This window comes from Pseudomonas sp. IAC-BECa141, assembly GCF_020544405.1.
Lineage (GTDB): Bacteria > Pseudomonadota > Gammaproteobacteria > Pseudomonadales > Pseudomonadaceae > Aquipseudomonas.
Genome location: NZ_CP065410.1, coordinates 3,959,914 through 3,977,155, shown reverse-complemented (window position 1 = coordinate 3,977,155; position 17,242 = coordinate 3,959,914). Strand labels below are relative to the sequence as shown.

Here is a 17,242-nt window from a genome sequence, read left to right as displayed (position 1 = left end):
ATGGCGAACGTTATAAAGCGTTCGCCATTTTTTTTGCCCGCCGGAATGACCCCGATGCTTTGAATATCAGGTCATGAGCTGACGGATGACATTGACCAGAACCGGAGAAAAAGCCGCGAGCTGGCCATTCTTGGGAGTCAACATGTCATCAAGGAGAATGCCCAGTAGCTCTTCATCTTCAAGGTCATCGGGTTGCATGCCTCCTGTAAATATCAGCTGATCAACCAGCTGTTTCCGCGCCCCTATGAGTCCGCGATTGCTTTCTTCGGTATGACCGAGATTCAAGATTTCCAAGGCTGAATTTGCGCGTTCGGTTTTGCCGGTCACTCTACCGGACAGGTAAAACTTCAATTCCGACTCGCACTCCTCCATCAAGGGCGTCAGATCCAGTGGGCGGGTGCCTCGATGATGTCCACATTGATTCTGGCGCTGGCAACTGGCGACGATGTTGGTGAACTCCAATGTGCGATTGGGGGCCTTATCCTGGGCTTCAACGTGCTCGTTATGTGAGTTGTCGCCTGCAATGGTCTGGCAGCAATAGGCGCAAAGGCTGAACTGTTCCGCTATACAGGCCGTGCGCACGCTCACACGTTCTTCGCTGGGCAGGTCCCGGTAACGTAATGTTGTGTTGGCGCGTTTCCATCTGATGAGTTGTTCCGGCTCGGCTCCCTTGGTGATCTTACGCACGACGCAGCTCCAGCTTGCGCAGCAACAGCGCTGCTTTCGCCAGTTCGATATGACCGTCTGGAAGTTCTTCTGCCAGTTCGGCGAATAGCTTCTGTGCGGTTTCCAGATCACCGTCCTGCAAGCGTTCGAGCAACGCGTTCAAGCGTTTTTGAACGTCGCTGTTGCGGATATCGGTGTCCATGACTTCCAGCAGCACCTGATTGGCATCGAGTCCGTATAGGCCGTTGTGTTCGTGGAGTTCACCGTCATTGAGCACGTAAACCAGAACATCCTTGGCGTCACTAATGACCAGTGGCGAATGGGTGGTCAGCACGAACTGGCAGTTGGGGAAGGTTTCGCTCAGTTGGCGGATCAAGCTGCGTTGCCATTTTGGGTGCAGGTGCAGATCCACTTCGTCGATCAGCACGATGCCGTCGCCATGGAGTGGGTTGTCCAGGGACTGGTTCATCATCGCCAAACGGCGGGCGATATCACCGACCAGCGCCATCATCGACTTCTCGCCTTGAGAGAGCTGGGCGACGTTGAGGGTGACGCCATCCTTGTCGATGGCCATGTGCAGGCGCGGTTTGCGTTGCACGCGCAGGTTGGTGAAGCCGGGCATGAACGCGGCGATGGCGGAGCGCACGGCAGTCAGTTGGCGGTCGCGGGAGGAGGCTTTCAGTTTGGACAGGGTTTGCCAGACCTCGCTGTCCGAGCCGAATTTTTCGGAGATTTCAGCCAGTGCAGTGTCGGAAATACCGGTTTCGTTTTCGCTGTCTTCGCGTTCGCGGAACCACTCGAAGAAACGGCGGAAGTCGACGCCTCGGTTGAGCGAGTTGTCGTAGCCGTCGAGTTGGTCGAAGGTGTGTTTGGTTTTGATTTTTAGCGGGATTTCAAGAACCGACCGCTCAACTGGGTAATAGGCGATCAGAGGAAGAGAGGCCTTATCATCGGTGGTCAGTTTGTTGCGATAGTGATCTGCAAGTCGACTGACGTTTACCAGCTCGCTATGAACTGCCGATTTCCGTCCTTGTTTACCCCGTGCGATACCCCACGTGAAAAGTACATCTTTTCCCATCGGAGGATCTGATTGAGCCTGTGACAAGTCGGCCGCAGCTACTAAAACTAGCGAGGTTGAAGCACCATTTCGAATGTCGACATCGTTAAGATAGTTACCACTACCTTTTTCAGTCCGGATTCTGGCAACTAGCCAACTCAGTGATGTGGCCAGTGACTTTAGGAGAGTGGTTTTGCCGGCGCCGTTGTTACCTACTAGTACTGTTACATTTGATGAGTGAACAGCAGTCGGCGCCAGAAACACCGTCAAGTCGTGGAACCGGCCGACATCCTTAAGGCTAAAACTGAAAATTTCCATACATCACCCTTTCGGCGCAGTCGATTTAAAGGCTTTGGCGCGCATTATGTCATCACCGGCCACGGATTGATTCGGTGGAGTGTAGATACTCGAATTCACCCGGTCACCCATCAAAATAGTTGCCGCATATTCCCACCAAAATGGCTAGGCAACACCCTTCAGATTCGTCGGATATTTCCTGCAACGCGCGGCGGTATTGGTGAACTGGTGCTCTGGCAGCGGTGCCGATAACCTTTCCGGGCCGCTGCAAAATCAGCGGTCGGATGTGGAAGTCCGGTTTTCAGACTCATTCACCAAGCACCGTAAAGCGCATGGCGACATCTTTTATGTCAACATCGCGGACTTATGGTGGCTGTACGCGGGAGCGCTTTCGGGTGCGCCGGGTTAGGGTGATTGGCTCGGTCTTCCACACCTGCGTACAGCTGCCACCCTCATGTGGAAGTGAGATGGGTAGCTTTTTTTACAATCCCATTGGAGTTACACCCATGAAGAAAACGAATTTCGAATCACCTGAAATTTGCACCGAATCAACCAAGCCCCGCTACATCCCCATCACCGGCATCGACTGCCAGATTCCCTGTCTCCTGATTGATCGCGAAGCCCCGGTAGACGTACTCCACGGCACTGCCGCGTACCGATTGCGCAGCGTGACGCAGTTGTTGGAAACACTTTCATTGAGCGACGGCATCGGTCATGACTCATTACTGTTGCAGGACTTCGCCCGGGTGCTGGCAATCCCTCTGCGCGATAGCTGCGATCTGATGGATGTACTGGGCTGGAAGCTACAGGCGTAGTTTTCAACCTCCCAAACAAAAACGGGCGACCTTCTCAGGTCGCCCGTTTTTTATGGCGTGATCACAGGGTCAACTCACCCAGAATCCTGTGCGCAATCTTCACCCGCTCTCCATTCGGGTAATTGCGGTTCGCCAGAATCACGATCCCGACTTTTTTCGATGGCACGAACGCGACATACGCGCCGTAGCCAGCGGTGGAACCCGTCTTGTTCAGCAGCACGTTCGCCGGTTCAGGCTGTGGCGGATTCAGCCATTTGACCTTGTGCGGTTCCATGGCCATTGGCGTCGAGTTGCCGTCCAGCAGGCGTTCGAGGCTGATCGGGTAGGCGTAGCGTTCCCAGCCCAGGCCCTGGGTCATGTCACCAACGGTGTAGTAGCCGGAGTGGGTGAGGGCGATGGCTTTTTGCAGCGGTGTTTCGAGTCTGGTGGTGTCGAGGTTGGCCTCGACGTATTGCAGCAGGTCGGCGGCACTGGTTTTTACGCCGTAGGCTTCGGAATCCAGTGCGCCGGGGCTGACGCGAACCGGTTTGTTGGTCTTGTCATAGCCCTGGGCGTAGAGCTTCTGTTCAGACGCCGGCACCGACAGGTAGGTGTGCTTGAGCCCGAGTTTCGGCAGCAGGGTTTCAGTCATGACTTGATTGAACGGCTGGCCCAGGCTTTTCGCCGCCAGGTAACCGAACAAGCCGATGCTCGGGTTGGAATACAGACGCTGGCTACCGGCCGGAAACATCGATTTCCAGTGTTGGTAATAGCCGAGCATCTTGTCGGCAGAATCCGCGGCATCCGGAAATTGCAGTGGCAGGCCACCGGCGCTGTAGGTGCCCAGTTGCAGCAGGCTGATGTGGTCGAAGGCGCTGCCTTTCAGCTCGGGCCAGTGCTGGCTGGCCTTGTCGGAGAATTGCAGTTTGCCGCTGGCCTGGGCGTAGGCGGCGAGGGTTGCGGTGAAGGTTTTGCTCACCGAGCCGATTTCGAACAGGGTGTTTTCATTCACCGCTTGCCCGGTGCTCTTGTCGGCGACCCCGTAGTTAAAGTAATGCGCCTTGCCATCGACGGTCACGGCCACGGCCAGCCCCGCGATGTCCTGTTGCTGCATGACTGGCGTCACAGTGGCCTTGACCAGCGCTTGCAACTGGTCGTCGGTTTGCGGGGCGGCCAGGCAAGTGGCTGCGCCGAAGAGGAGTCCAAAAGCGCTGAAGGACTTGAGTTTGTTCAGGTTGATCGAAGACATGCTTGAACCACTCTCCATGAGTGTTGATGGTGTTATCCCGCTACACTGCGAGCGTTTTTTCATCGGGTTGCTGATCAGCGCCGCAAATCTAGGCAGTCCCGCGTCTTTCGACAAACGATGAAATCTCGGACGAGCCATTAGAAAAATTTGGGATTTGGCATGATTCGACCTCAATTGCCATTAAATGCATTACGCGCTTTTGAAGCTTCCGCGCGCCACCTCAGTTTCACCCGTGCCGCCGTGGAGTTGTGTGTGACTCAGGCGGCCGTCAGCCATCAGGTCAAAAGCCTGGAGGCGCAACTCGGCGTGATCCTGTTCAAACGCCTGCCCCGTGGGCTGATGCTGACCGGTGAGGGCGAAACCCTGCTGCCGGTGCTGACCACATCGTTCGATCATATTGCGCAAATGCTCGAGCGTCTGGCGGGCGGGCAATATCGGGAAATGCTTACGGTCGGTGCGGTGGGCACCTTCGCGGTGGGCTGGTTGTTGCCGAGGCTGGCGGACTTTCAGGCGAAACATCCGCTCATAGATTTGCGGCTGTCGACCAACAACAATCGGGTGGACGTCGCCGCCGAAGGCCTGGATTACGCGATCCGGTTCGGCGCCGGGGCGTGGCACGGCATCGAGGCGACCCGTTTGCTTGAGGCGCCATTGTCGGTGCTCTGCGTGCCGGAAATTGCCCGACAGTTGCACACGCCGGGGGACCTTTTGCAGCAACGTTTGTTGCGTTCTTATCGCACCGATGAGTGGCCGGAATGGTTTCAAGCGGCGGGTCTGGCGACGCATGCCGCGCCGCCCCAGAGCATTGTGTTCGACTCGTCGCTGGCGATGATGGAAGCGGCGCTGCAGGGCGGCGGGGTAGCGTTGGCGCCGCCGTTGATGTTTGCCCGGCAACTGGCGGCGGATTTGATCCGCCAACCCTTTGCCATCGAAATCACCACCGGCAGCTATTGGCTGACGCGCTTGCAGTCACGGCCGGAGACTTCGGCGATGGCAGCGTTCAAGCATTGGTTGCTGGAAATTTCAGACTAGTGAACGTCCTTGTGGGAGCGAGCTTGCTCGCGAAGACGGCCTCAAATTCGAAAAATTTATCGACTGACGCTCCGCCATCGTCGGATCGCCGCCCGGAGCAAGCTCGACCCCACAGGGTATTGCGGTGAATCCGGCTTAGCGCACCAGACACGGCTTCTTGTTATCGAACGTCCAGCCCGGAATCAGAAACTGCATCGCCACACTGTCATCCCGCGCACCCAGCCCCATGCCTTTATAGAGCTCGTGGGCCTTGGCCACCTGATCCATGTCCAGTTCCACGCCCAGCCCCGGTTTCTTCGGCACCTGTACGCAGCCGTCAACGATTTGCAGCGGCGCCTTGGTCAGGCGCTGGCCGTCCTGCCAGATCCAGTGGGTGTCGATGGCGGTGATGTCACCCGGTGCGGCGGCCGCGACGTGGGTGAACATCGCCAGGGAAATGTCGAAGTGGTTGTTGGAGTGCGAGCCCCAGGTCAGGCCCCACTCGTGGCACATCTGCGCCACGCGCACCGAACCCTGCATGGTCCAGAAGTGTGGGTCGGCCAGCGGGATGTCCACCGACTGCAACTGAATCGCATGGCCCATCTCGCGCCAGTCGGTGGCGATCATGTTGGTGGCGGTTTTCAGGCCGGTGGCGCGGCGAAATTCGGCCATCACTTCACGGCCCGAATAGCCGTTTTCCGCACCACACGGATCCTCGGCATACGCCAGCACATGATGCTGGTCGCGACACAGACGGATCGCTTCTTTCAGTGACCACGCGCCGTTTGGATCAAGCGTAATTCGCGCATCGGGGAAGCGCTCGGCCAGTGCTGTCACCGCTTCAATTTCGGCATCGCCGCTGAGCACACCGCCCTTGAGCTTGAAGTCTTTGAAGCCATAGCGCGCATGAGCAGCTTCGGCCAGGCGCACCACGGCGTCAGCGGTCATGGCTTGCTCGTGACGCACGCGGAACCAGTCGTTGTCGGCATCCGGTTCGCTGCGGTAAGCGAGGTCGGTTGCCCGGCGATCGCCCACGTAGAACAGATAGCCGAGCATCTTCACTTCATCACGCTGCTGGCCTTCGCCAAGCAGTGCGGCGACCGGCACATCGAGGTGCTGGCCGAGCAGGTCGAGCAGGGCGGCTTCGAGCCCGGTGACCGCGTGAATGGTGATGCGCAGGTCGAAGGTTTGCAGGCCACGGCCGCCGGCATCGCGGTCGGCGAAGGTCTGGCGCACCTGGTTGAGGATCTTCTGATACGTGCCGATCGGGTTGCCGACCACCAGGCTGCGGGCGTCTTCGAGAGTCTGGCGAATGCGTTCGCCGCCGGGCACTTCACCGACGCCGGTGTGGCCGGCGTTGTCCTTGAGGATGACGATGTTGCGGGTGAAAAACGGCCCGTGGGCACCGCTCAGATTGAGCAGCATGCCGTCGTGGCCAGCCACCGGAATGACTTGCATCTCGGTGATGATCGGAGCTTTGGCGATGTCGTGTGCGGTCATGTCGGGTTGTCCTTTCAAGCGTGTTTCGGCGCGGTATCGGCCACGGAGACGTCAGGTGCGGATTTGGGTGTCATGCGGGCGGCGAACACGATGATCGCGGCGATGATCGAGGTCGCGGCCAGACCATAGAGGCCGCCCTGGATCGAACCGGTGTGTTGTTCCAGCAGGCCGAAAGTGGTCGGGGCGACGAAGCCGCCGAGGTTGCCCACCGAGTTGATCAGCGCGATCACGGCAGCGGCAATCCGTGCATCGAGGTAGGCCTGCGGAATCGGCCAGAACAGTGACGAGGCGGATTTGAAACCCAGTGCGGCAAAGCAGATCGCGACGAAGGCAAAAATCGGCCCGCCGGTGGTGGACATGAACATCCCCGCAGCGGCGATCAGCAACGCCGTGGCGACCCACGCCTGCTGGTGTTTCCACTTCGCCGAGAACGAGGCGAACGCGTACATGCCGATGATCGACAGCAACCACGGAATCGAGTTGAACAGGCCGACCTGGAAGTCACTCATCTCGCCCATTTTCTTGATGATGCTCGGCAGCCAGAAGGTCGCCGCGTAGATGGTCAATTGAATGAAGAAGTAGATCAGGCAGAACAGGATGATCTGGCGATCCTTGAGCAGTTTGCCCAGCGACGGCCGGATTGGCGTCGCGGCTTCGCGGGCCTTCTGTTCATCGTCGATGGCCTTGACCAGGGCGTCCTGTTCGGCGCGGGTCAGCCACTTGGCGTCGTGGGGTTTGGCGTCGAGCCAGAACCACACGAAGACGCACAGGCAGACCGAGAACATCCCCTCAATGAAGTACATCCACTGCCAGCCGTGCATGCCCAGACCTTCGATCTGTAACAGCAAGCCGGACAACGGGCCGGAAATCAGCGAGGCCACCGCCGAACCGCTCAAGAAAATCGCAATTGCCTTGCCGCGCTCGGCTCCCGGCAACCAACGAGTGAAGTAGTAGATCACTCCGGGAAAGAATCCGGCCTCGGCCACGCCGAGCAGAAATCGCAGGATGTAGAAGTGGGTTTCGTTCTGGATGAACGCCATGCCGGCGGCCACCAGGCCCCAGGTGAGCATGATGCGGGTCAGCCAGATTCGTGCGCCGACCTTTTGCAGCAGCATGTTGGAAGGGACTTCGAACAGCGCGTAACCGATGAAGAACAGACCGGCACCGAAACCATAGGCCGCGGCACCGATGCCGAGGTCGTGTTCCATGTGGGTGCGGACGAAGCCGATGTTCACCCGGTCAATGTAATTGACGATGAACATGATGACGAACAGCGGCAGGACGTGGCGTTTGACTTTGGCAATGGCGGAGGACAGCGCGGAATTGGCGCCCTCGTTCATCCCGGCAATGGATGATTTCACTTGGTTTTCTCCCACTCGTTATTTTTATGCGGGGTTTGGCTGGATGTTGCGTTGTTGATAGACATCATACAACTGCGTTTTTTTGTCCTACAAGTGGGGGCGCTCAATCAAATTTATCTACGGCGAAGGTTTTTTATGCTTTTCTGGATTCGAAGTGCCGTATTTATTGGGCTTTAAAGGGTGGTTGCGGGGTTGAACTGTGGAGTGCCAGCCCAGTAAATGTGGAGTGATGGCGTGAAGGTATTGAAAGTTCTTAAACGAAAAATGGTTGTTGTCATACAAGTTGAGCGCTTGAAGTCATAGGAGCTCATACAAGTCATCGTCTGCAGTGCTACGATCGGAATGCCCCGTTCACCGGATCCGACCATGCAAGAAGACCTCGACGCCCCCGCCCGCAAGCGCGCCCACAACCTGGCCCATGACCTGGTGGAGAAACTGACCCAGAGCATCCTGCTCGGCCAGATGCTGCCCGGTGACAAGTTGCCGTCGGAAAACTCGATCGTTCAGGAGTACGGCGTCAGCCGCACCGTGGTGCGTGAGGCGATTTCCAAATTGCAGGCGTCGGGGTTGGTGGAGACGCGGCACGGCATCGGCACCTTCGTGATCGAACGCGTGCCGGAGCAGGGGTTGCGGCTGAACGTCGACACCGCGCTGGGGGTGCGCAGTATTCTTGAATTGCGCATGGGGCTGGAGACGCAAGCAGCAGCACTGGCCGCGCAGCGTCGTTCCGAGCAGCAACTGTTGCAGATGCGTCAGGCGCTGGACGACTACCAGCGTCTATTGGCCAACAACGACAGTTGCGTCGAGGCCGATCGGCGCTTCCACTTGTTGATTGCCGAAGCCACCGGCAATGTCTGCTTCACCGAAATCATGCAGCATCTGGGCAGCGCGATGATCCCGCGCACTCGGGTCAATGCGGCCGAGCGAGGGGCGGTGGATTTGAGCAAGCTCGGGCAACTGGCGAATCTCGAACATGAAGCGATCCTCAACGCGATCAAGCGTCAGGACCCCGACGCGGCGCGCGCGGCGATGTGGCTGCACCTGACCAACAGTCGTGATCGGTTTTCAGCCACGAATTGAAGTCGCCGGTTCGATAGCTGCGTCTAAACAGCGCCGAGATCGCGCATCAACAAGCCGAAGCGCAGATCCACCGCATCCGGAATCGGCAGATAAACGGTGTGCCCATCCCCCGGGGCTACGTCGATGGTTTCGCCTTTGAGGTTCTGCAACTCATGCAGATCAAAATGGAAATTGCCCTTGGGTGTCATCAGTTCCAGGTGATCACCCAGTGCAAAGCGGTTCTTCACTTTGACCTCGGCCAGACGATCCCGGCGCTCGCCGGTCAGTTCGCCGACAAACTGCTGACGCTCCGACACTGAGCTGCCGTTCTGGTAGTTCTGGTATTCGTCATGCACATGGCGGCGCAGGAAACCTTCGGTGTAGCCGCGCTGGGCGAGGGATTCAAGATCGGTCATCAGGCTGCGGTCGAACTCGCGGCCGGCCACCGCGTCGTCGATGGCCCGGCGATAGACCTGGGTGGTGCGTGCGCAATAGAAGTGCGATTTGGTCCGGCCTTCGATCTTCAGTGAGTGCACGCCCATGCGGGTCAGGCGCTCGACGTGCTGCACCGCGCGCAGGTCCTTGGCGTTCATGATGTAGGTGCCGTGCTCGTCTTCGAATGTCGGCATCAGCTCGCCGGGGCGGTTGGCTTCCTGCAACAGGAACACCTGATCGGTGGGGGCGCCGAGGCCGAGGGTCGGTTGCGGTTCGAAGGTCTGCACGATTTCGCCGAGCTGGTTTTCCGTGGCTTCCTGCGCCGAATATTTCCAGCGGCAGGCGTTGGTGCAGGTGCCCTGATTGGCGTCACGCTTGTTCATGTAGCCCGAGAGCAGGCAGCGGCCGGAATAGGCCATGCACAGTGCGCCGTGCACGAACACTTCCAGCTCCATGCCCGGCACCTGTTCGCGGATTTCGCCGATCTCTTCCAGCGACAGTTCACGGGACAGGATGATCCGGCTCAGCCCCTGTTGCTGCCAGAACTCGACGCTCGCCCAGTTCACCGTGTTGGCCTGCACCGACAGGTGGATCGGCATCTGCGGAAAGTGTCGGCGCACCAGCATGATCAGGCCGGGGTCGGACATGATCAGCGCGTCCGGCGCCATCTCGATCACTGGCGCCAGATCCTTGAGGAAGGTCTTCAGTTTGGCGTTGTGAGGCGCGATATTGACCACCACGTAGAAGCGTTTGCCCTGGGTCTGGGCTTCGCGAATGCCGAGCGCCAGATTGGCGTGATCGAACTCGTTGTTGCGCACCCGCAGGCTGTAGCGCGGCTGGCCGGCATACACCGCATCAGCCCCATAGGCGAAGGCGTAACGCATGGTTTTCAGGGTGCCGGCGGGGGCGAGCAGTTCGGGGGTGAAAGAGGTCGTCATGGCGGCGTCGGTCGCAAAAGCGCGGCAGGGTAGAGCAGTTGCACCGAGGGTTTATTGATCTGGATCTATGCTCCATGAAGAAACAGGGCACTCGCGCCGACGCTGGTTGACTAAACGGGACGGGCGCGGGTGGCGCCTGACTGACCTGGACCGGACATGAACCAAAAGAGTCTGCAATTCAAATCCCTCACCGTGCTGCTATTGCTGGTGACGGTCGCCTTTATCTGGATCCTGTTGCCGTTCTACGGCGCGGTGTTCTGGGCGGTGATACTTGGCATCCTGTTTGCGCCGATGCAACGCCGGTTGCAATTGAAATTCGGCTGGCAACGCAACCTGACGTCGCTGTGTACTTTGAGCATCTGCCTGGTGATCGCGATCCTGCCGGTGATCGTCATCGGCGTACTGCTGGTGCAGGAAGGGGCGACGCTCTACGACAACATCGAAAGCGGCAAGCTCGATATCGGCGCGTATCTGGCGCAGTTCAAGCACAGTCTGCCGCCGTACTTTCAGCACCTTCTCGACCGCTTCGGATTGGGCGAACTCAATGCCTTGCGCGAGAAGATCGTCAAGGCTTCGATGCAGGGCAGCCAGGTACTGGCAACTCAGGCATTCAGTTTCGGCCAGGGCACTTTCGAGTTCGTGGTGAGTTTCTTCATCATGCTGTACCTGTTGTTTTTCTTTCTGCGCGATGGTGCCGATCTGGCGCGCAAGGTGCGCACGGCGATACCGCTGGAAGAACATCACAAGCGTCGTTTGCAGCTGAAGTTCAACCGTGTGGTGCGCGCGACGGTAAAGGGCAACCTCGTGGTCGCGATTACTCAAGGGGCTTTGGGCGGGGCGATATTCTGGTTTCTCGACATTCCCAGTGCGTTGCTCTGGGCGGTGCTGATGGCATTTCTGTCGCTGTTGCCGGCAGTGGGTGCGGGGATCGTCTGGGCGCCGGTGGCCGTTTACTTCCTGCTCAGCGGGATGATCTGGCAGGGCGTGGTGCTGGGATTGTTCGGGGTGTTCGTGATCGGTCTGGTGGATAACCTGCTGCGCCCGATCCTGGTGGGCAAGGATACCCGGATGCCGGACTACATGATCCTGATTTCGACGTTGGGCGGAATGGCGGTCTTTGGCCTCAATGGTTTCGTGATCGGGCCGCTGATCGCTGCATTGTTCATGTCGAGTTGGGCGCTGTTCATCGAAACCAGACCAAAAGTGCAGTTGCCTTAAGCCTTGAACGGGTCGTTGAGCAGTTGTTGCGACAGCGCCTGCGCCGCTGGCAAGGACGTGAGCGGGCCGCTGACGGGCTCGCCGTCGCGCACCAGATACCAGCAGGCGAGCAGGCCCAACTCTCTGAGCGATGCGGGAACGGCGCTACCGATAACGGACATGATTTGAACCTGAGCCATGAAAAGTACCTCCATCAATCTGTGGAGCTACCTTAGGGAATTGGCCGTTTCAGGGACAATCAACGCTTTCGATAGTGGTCATTGATGCCAGTGAGGGCTTGCTCAATCCACCACTTGATCGAGCATGTGCATGATCTCGTGTTCGTTGATAAAGCCCTTGCGGACCAGGTTTTCCGCCAGCAGCGAGAGAAATTTCGCCGTGCGGTGGCCTTCCAGGTGCTTGAGTTCGGTCAGGGTGTTGTAGACCTTGCTCGAAGTGCATAAGCCGACGATACGGTGAGGATTCTGTGTAGGCATTCAAGTCGTCCTTGTTGTTATCAACCTGTTGTATGCGGACGGATTCAGAGTGCAGTTCCGTCATGACAAATAGATGACCGTTGTGTTTTGCCCCTTACGGTCGAGTCCATCATGCCGACTTTAGCGGTTCAAACTGTCCCCACAACGACCTTGGCGAAATTTTTTCAGACCTTGGCCGACGGACGGTCAGCTTTCCCGGAGGCAATAAAAAGCCCCGCTATCAAGCGGGGCCTTGTGTACCGGTTACCAACGCGGACCACCGTAGTAGTGTGGCCGACCGTAGTAACCACGCGGCGGACCGTAATACACCGGGGCCGGTTGGACGTAGACCGGTTGCTGCACATAAACCGGGGCCGGCTGATAGTAGACCGGTGGCGGCGGTTGCTGCACGTAGACCGGTGCCGGTTGAGCGTAAACAGGCTGTTGGACGTACACCGGCCGATCCTGGTTGATGAGCGCCGAGCCGATGATGGCCGAGCCGACGATCGCACCAAATACCGCCGGGCCCTGCCAGCCACCGCCGTGGGCTTCTGCCTGACCCGTGATCGCGAATGCACCAATCAACAAGGCCACGATGGGGAGTTTACGAATCATGATAATTCCTCGGTTCTTCGACCCGGCGTCCGAGTCTGCAACAGGCTCGGGATGGCGCGGGGATACTTCTAAGACAGCAACATTTTGAAAAACAGCACGGCCGCTAGGTAAATTTTGTGTAAGGTCTGTACCGGTTTGTTTACCGGATTTCCGGCATCGGCTGTGATGCCCGGAACAGACCGCCTTATGATCGTTCAGAACCCGATGGTCTGGCTAATCCCGTCCATCCGAAAGTGCATTCGAAGGAGCCTCCCATGCAGATGAACCCCAACAAAGACACCCAACTGTGCATGTCCCTGTCTGGGCGTCCCGGGAATTTCGGTCTGCGGTTTCATAACCATTTGTATGAACAACTGGGGCTGAATTTCTACTACAAGGCGTTCAGCAGTCAGGACCTGCCGGGTGCGGTCGGCGGAATTCGAGCGCTGGGGATTCGCGGTTGCGGCGTGTCGATGCCGTTCAAGGAAGCGAGCATTGCGTTGGTCGATGAACTGGATGCCTCGGCGGCAGCGATCCAGTCGATCAATACCATCGTCAACACCAACGGCCATCTGAAGGCCTACAACACCGATTACATCGCCATTGCTCAATTGCTGGAAACCCACGCGGTGCCGATGGACACGACGTTCGCCCTTCGCGGTAGCGGCGGCATGGCCAAGGCTGTGGCCAGTGCCTTGCGCGATGGCGGTTACAAAAACGGTTTGATCGTGGCCCGCAACGAGCGCGCCGGTCGGGCGCTGGCGGATTCCCTGGGCTATCGCTGGCAGGCAGAACTGGGCGACGAGCATCCGCAGATGCTGGTCAACGTCACCCCGTTGGGCATGGACGGCGGCCCGGAGGCGGGTCAGCTTTCTTTTGACGTGGATGTGATCAAGTCTGCAGACACTGTGTTCGATGTAGTGGCGATTCCCTCGGAAACCCCGCTGATCGTGCGTGGCCGTGCCGAAGGTAAAAAGGTGATCACCGGGCTGGAAGTGATCGCGATCCAGGCGCTGGAGCAGTTCGTGCTGTACACCGGCGTGCGGCCGACGGTCGAGCAGTTCGATGCAGCGGTGGCGTTCGCGCGCAGTTGATGAAGCCTGTTCAACGGTAAATCCGCCCGGATTTGCCGTTGCCTATACTGCCGGATCAGCAGGCGCAGACTTGCCCATCACAAAAAGCCGAGGTTTGCATGCATCCGCCGATTCTCAACCTGAATGATGTCGAACTCGAACCGCTGCCCGAAGCCCTGTCTCCCGAAGGCGAAACCGCCGGGCGTTATCAGCAGCGTCTGGCCCGGATCGGCCAGCAACTGGGCGCGCAGAAACTCGGTTATCGACTGTATGCGCTGCCGCCGGGCATGCGCGGCAGCCCGTTTCACAGTCATCGTGTGAATGAGGAAATGTTTTACGTGGTGGCCGGGGAGGGGGAAGTGCGCCTGGGCGCCGAACGTTTCCCGATTCGCGCCGGGGACGTGATCGCCTGCCCGCCGGGCGGCCCGGAAGCCGCGCATCAGATCATTAATACCAGTGCTGCGGAACTGCGCTATCTCGCGGTCAGTACCCAGCAGCAACCGGAAATCTGCGAGTACCCGGATTCGAACAAATACGCGGTAATGGATAACTTCAACGTCGATGCCGAAGGCAATGCCTCGGGATTTGTCGCGGTGGCGCGGCAAGCGGACGGGGTGGATTACTGGGACGGCGAATAACGCCGCCCCGGTGTGCTTATTCTTCGAGGCGGGCCAGACGTTCTTCCAGCGCCGCAATCCGCGCTTCCAGTTCTTCGATTCGCTCCACTGACACACCGCTGGCAGCCCCACGTTCGCTCGGATTCTGCCGGGCCGCGATAATCGCCTCGATGTCCGCCGGATCGCCCAGTGCGTGGGTGTAGCGATCTTCTCGTTGGCCGGCCTGGCGCGGAATCAGCACCGCCAGCTCCCGGGCGATCAGGCGTTCCAGCTGATGCACCACTTGTTCGGTGTCTTCGAATTCATGCATGCGACCGCTGCGGGTCAGCAGTTCGTTGACCGTCTGCGGGCCGCGCAGGAACATCAAGCCGGTCAGGATCAATTGCGCCGGCACCAGTTCCAGCGCCTTGTCGACCTTGTGCTCCCAGCGGTCGGCGCGGCTGCCCATCACCAGTTTGGCGAAACCGCGGCTTTCGAGGGCGCGCAGGCTTTGGCCGACCTGGCCCTGGGTCAGGTTCATCACCGGTTCCCGGCTGGTTTTCTGGTTGCAGGCCAGTACCAGCGCGTTGAGGGTCAACGGGTAGGTTTCCGGGCTGGTGGCCTGTTTCTCGATCAACGAGCCCAGAATGCGGATTTCCGTGGCGTTGAGCCGTGGTTCGTCGGAGCGGGTTTCAAATTCTGTGGTCATCGCGCGTTCCCTCTGCAGTCGAAGGCGCCTAGCCTAATCCTTGCTGGATAAAAGACAAGCCGCGCCGCCATGCGAGCATGGCTATAATCGCCCCCACGATTCACCCAGCCACCACGTGAGACTGCCATGACCATTTCCCTGTACGCCGCATCCGTTCCGGTTTTCCAACAAATGCTCAACGCCGTGAGCGATGTGCTGAAAAAGGCTGAAGCCCACGCCACCGAGAAAAACATCGATCCGAACGCCTTCCTGCAAGCGCGTCTGTACCCGGACATGTTTCCGCTGGTACGTCAGGTGCAGATCGCCGTGGACTTCGCCAAAGGCGTGTCCTCGCGTCTGGCCGAAATCGAAATCCCGAAATATGACGACACCGAAACCACCTTCGCCGAGCTGCAAGCGCTGATCGCCAAGGTTCTGGCCTTCATCGGCGAGATCAAGCCAGAGCAGATCAATGGCAAGGAAGGCATCGAGATCGTGACCCGTCCGGGCACCCCGAAAGAGAAGCGCTTCAGTGGCCAGGCTTACCTGCTGAGCTACGGTCTGCCGCAGTTCTTCTTCCACGTCACCACCACCTACGCGCTGCTGCGTCACAACGGTGTGGAAGTGGGCAAGCGCGATTACATGGGCGCGTTCTAAAACGCTCTGCAACAAAAAGCCCGCCAAGGTTTACGCCTTGGCGGGCTTTTTGTTGCGCCGGGTTTTTACGCCGGGCGCTGGGCTTTCTGTTCTTCGCCCAAGCAAGCGGCAGCGGTGAACAGTACGTCGGTGGAGGAGTTCAGTGCTGTCTCGGCGGAATCCTGCAGCACGCCGATGATGAAGCCGACTGCCACCACCTGCATGGCGATTTCGCTCGGGATGCCAAACAGGCTGCACGCCAGCGGAATCAGCAGCAGCGAGCCCCCGGCCACGCCCGAGGCGCCACAGGCGCAGATTGCGGCGACGACGCTGAGCAGGATCGCGGTCGGGATGTCCACGGCGATGCCCAGGGTGTGCACGGCAGCGAGGGACAGCACGGTGATGGTGATCGCCGCGCCGGCCATGTTGATGGTGGCGCCGAGCGGGATCGATACCGAGTAGGTGTCTTCATGCAGACCCAGGCGCTTGCTCAGTTCCAGGTTGACCGGAATGTTCGCCGCCGAGCTGCGGGTGAAGAATGCGGTGATGCCGCTTTCGCGCAGGCACTGGAGTGTCAGTGGGTAAGGGTTGCGACGCAGCTTCCAGAACACGATCATCGGATTCATCACCAGCGCCACGAACAGCATGCAGCCGAGCAGCACTGCCAGCAGATGCGCATAACCGATCAATGCTCCAAACCCGGAGGTGGCCAGGGTCGATGCCACCAGGCCAAAAATACCCAGCGGTGCGAAACGGATGACCACCCGAACAATCACCGTCACGCCGTTGGACAGATCCCCCAGCACTTCGCGGGTGGTGTCACCGGCGTGCCGAATCGCCACGCCCATGCCGATGGCCCAGGCCAGAATGCCGATGAAGTTGGCGTTCATCAGTGCGCTCACCGGGTTATCGACCACGCTCAGCAAAAGGCTTTGCAGCACTTCACTGATGCCGCCCGGCGCGCTCACCGCGATGTTGTCGGTGGACAGCACCAGATGCGACGGGAACATCATGCTGGCAATCACCGCGACCACGGCGGCCGCAAAGGTGCCCAGTAGATACAGGAACAGAATCGGCCGGATGTGGGTTTCCTGGCCGTGCTTGTGGTTGGCGATCGAGGCCATGACCAGCACGAACACCAGGATCGGTGCCACGGCCTTCAACGCCGAGACGAACACCTTGCCGATGAAGGCCGTGGCTTTGGCCGCTTCCGGCGCGAACAGCGCGAGCGCGATGCCGGCAATCAGGCCGATCAGGATCTGGGTCACCAGGCTGAGGCTTTTAAGACGTTGCAATAGAGAAGGGGATGAAGCGGTCATGAACGGCATCTCTGTTTTTTATAGGGTGCAAGGTTGCGCAATCCGGGCGTTGAATCGGGGCAGGCCACAGACACGAACCAAAAGGACTGACGCGCCAGCCACGCCGTTAAACGGGTGGTTGAACAGGGTGTACGTTTCGCAGGGCGCGGACTTTATCACAGCGTCGTCCGATTCCTTCAGGCATGTGACGATCTGCCACCGGAACCCTCTGCAACTTAGACAGGTTTGTGCAAGTCACTCGGGAAACACTCTGTTAAGATTGCGCATCCTTATTTTCAAATTCTGCCAGCGGGCCT

At 58.9% G+C, this 17,242-nt stretch carries 18 protein-coding genes; 7 read left to right on the top strand and 11 right to left on the bottom strand.

Annotated elements, in window-relative coordinates; genetic code table 11:
* Positions 1 to 66: 66 nt before the first annotated feature.
* On the bottom strand, positions 67 to 687 hold the full coding sequence (locus I5961_RS18115; RefSeq protein WP_085703288.1) for a retron system putative HNH endonuclease: 621 nt from the start codon (positions 685 to 687) through the stop codon (positions 67 to 69).
* Complete coding sequence (locus I5961_RS18110) at positions 680 to 2,041, bottom strand: AAA family ATPase (RefSeq protein ID WP_227232957.1); 1,362 nt, start codon at positions 2,039 to 2,041, stop codon at positions 680 to 682. Before I5961_RS18110 ends, I5961_RS18115 begins: the two co-directional genes overlap by 8 nt.
* Positions 2,042 to 2,526: 485 nt before the next feature.
* On the opposite strand from I5961_RS18110, the gene I5961_RS18105 reads away from it, so the two are divergent.
* Positions 2,527 to 2,835 (top strand): hypothetical protein, encoded by a 309-nt coding sequence (locus I5961_RS18105; RefSeq protein WP_227232956.1) that lies wholly within the window; start codon positions 2,527 to 2,529, stop codon positions 2,833 to 2,835.
* Positions 2,836 to 2,896: 61 nt separating this feature from the next.
* Here I5961_RS18105 and ampC read toward each other — a convergent pair whose 3' ends face one another.
* Positions 2,897 to 4,063: a class C beta-lactamase gene (gene ampC / locus I5961_RS18100; protein WP_227232955.1), complete on the bottom strand. Its 1,167-nt coding sequence runs from the start codon at positions 4,061 to 4,063 to the stop codon at positions 2,897 to 2,899.
* A 159-nt stretch (positions 4,064 to 4,222) separates the two neighbouring features.
* Here ampC and I5961_RS18095 point away from each other — a divergent pair, with 159 nt between their 5' ends.
* Positions 4,223 to 5,095, top strand: coding sequence for a LysR family transcriptional regulator (locus tag I5961_RS18095; protein WP_227232954.1), 873 nt, complete (start codon positions 4,223 to 4,225; stop codon positions 5,093 to 5,095).
* A 135-nt stretch (positions 5,096 to 5,230) separates the two neighbouring features.
* Here I5961_RS18095 and gudD read toward each other — a convergent pair whose 3' ends face one another.
* Both gudD and I5961_RS18085 read right to left on the bottom strand, forming a co-directional pair.
* A complete protein-coding gene (gene gudD, locus I5961_RS18090; RefSeq protein WP_085698970.1) occupies positions 5,231 to 6,574 on the bottom strand; it encodes a glucarate dehydratase in 1,344 nt (447 codons plus the stop codon).
* A 14-nt stretch (positions 6,575 to 6,588) separates the two neighbouring features.
* A complete protein-coding gene (locus tag I5961_RS18085; protein WP_227232953.1) occupies positions 6,589 to 7,935 on the bottom strand; it encodes an MFS transporter in 1,347 nt (448 codons plus the stop codon).
* 366 nt (positions 7,936 to 8,301) lie between these two features.
* Here I5961_RS18085 and I5961_RS18080 point away from each other — a divergent pair, with 366 nt between their 5' ends.
* Positions 8,302 to 9,015: a FadR/GntR family transcriptional regulator gene (locus tag I5961_RS18080; protein ID WP_227232952.1), complete on the top strand. Its 714-nt coding sequence runs from the start codon at positions 8,302 to 8,304 to the stop codon at positions 9,013 to 9,015.
* A gap of 23 nt (positions 9,016 to 9,038) precedes the next feature.
* On the opposite strand, the gene yegQ is transcribed toward I5961_RS18080, so the two are convergent.
* The gene (gene yegQ / locus I5961_RS18075) at positions 9,039 to 10,367 is read right to left on the bottom strand and encodes a tRNA 5-hydroxyuridine modification protein YegQ (RefSeq protein WP_227232951.1); all 1,329 of its coding nucleotides are present in this window, start codon (positions 10,365 to 10,367) and stop codon (positions 9,039 to 9,041) included.
* Between the two features lie 156 nt (positions 10,368 to 10,523).
* Between yegQ and I5961_RS18070 the strand changes: the two genes are divergently transcribed.
* Positions 10,524 to 11,585 (top strand): AI-2E family transporter, encoded by a 1,062-nt coding sequence (locus I5961_RS18070; protein WP_085698978.1) that lies wholly within the window; start codon positions 10,524 to 10,526, stop codon positions 11,583 to 11,585.
* Here I5961_RS18070 and I5961_RS18065 read toward each other — a convergent pair.
* From I5961_RS18065 to I5961_RS18055, 3 genes are all read right to left on the bottom strand, one after another.
* Positions 11,582 to 11,764: a hypothetical protein gene (locus I5961_RS18065; RefSeq protein WP_085686588.1), complete on the bottom strand. Its 183-nt coding sequence runs from the start codon at positions 11,762 to 11,764 to the stop codon at positions 11,582 to 11,584. The genes I5961_RS18070 and I5961_RS18065 overlap by 4 nt on opposite strands.
* A 102-nt stretch (positions 11,765 to 11,866) precedes the next feature.
* On the bottom strand, positions 11,867 to 12,061 hold the full coding sequence (locus tag I5961_RS18060) for a hypothetical protein (RefSeq protein WP_227232950.1): 195 nt from the start codon (positions 12,059 to 12,061) through the stop codon (positions 11,867 to 11,869).
* 243 nt (positions 12,062 to 12,304) lie between these two features.
* Positions 12,305 to 12,655 carry a hypothetical protein gene (locus I5961_RS18055; RefSeq protein ID WP_007951578.1) on the bottom strand — a complete coding sequence of 117 codons (351 nt, stop codon included), beginning with the start codon at positions 12,653 to 12,655 and terminating at the stop codon, positions 12,305 to 12,307.
* Between the two features lie 254 nt (positions 12,656 to 12,909).
* On the opposite strand from I5961_RS18055, the gene I5961_RS18050 reads away from it, so the two are divergent.
* Positions 12,910 to 13,728, top strand: a complete 819-nt coding sequence (locus I5961_RS18050; RefSeq protein WP_227232949.1) for a shikimate 5-dehydrogenase — start codon at positions 12,910 to 12,912, stop codon at positions 13,726 to 13,728.
* Positions 13,729 to 13,826: 98 nt separating this feature from the next.
* Entirely contained in the window at positions 13,827 to 14,345 is a 519-nt protein-coding gene (locus tag I5961_RS18045; RefSeq protein WP_085698984.1) for a cupin domain-containing protein, read from the top strand.
* Between the two features lie 16 nt (positions 14,346 to 14,361).
* On the opposite strand, the gene I5961_RS18040 is transcribed toward I5961_RS18045, so the two are convergent.
* Positions 14,362 to 15,012, bottom strand: coding sequence for a YceH family protein (locus I5961_RS18040; protein ID WP_085703279.1), 651 nt, complete (start codon positions 15,010 to 15,012; stop codon positions 14,362 to 14,364).
* Positions 15,013 to 15,138: 126 nt separating this feature from the next.
* Here I5961_RS18040 and I5961_RS18035 point away from each other — a divergent pair, with 126 nt between their 5' ends.
* Positions 15,139 to 15,648 carry a DUF1993 family protein gene (locus I5961_RS18035; protein WP_007951572.1) on the top strand — a complete coding sequence of 170 codons (510 nt, stop codon included), beginning with the start codon at positions 15,139 to 15,141 and terminating at the stop codon, positions 15,646 to 15,648.
* Between the two features lie 65 nt (positions 15,649 to 15,713).
* Here I5961_RS18035 and sstT read toward each other — a convergent pair whose 3' ends face one another.
* Positions 15,714 to 16,946 (bottom strand): serine/threonine transporter SstT, encoded by a 1,233-nt coding sequence (sstT, locus tag I5961_RS18030; protein ID WP_085703313.1) that lies wholly within the window; start codon positions 16,944 to 16,946, stop codon positions 15,714 to 15,716.
* Positions 16,947 to 17,242: the final 296 nt, after the last annotated feature.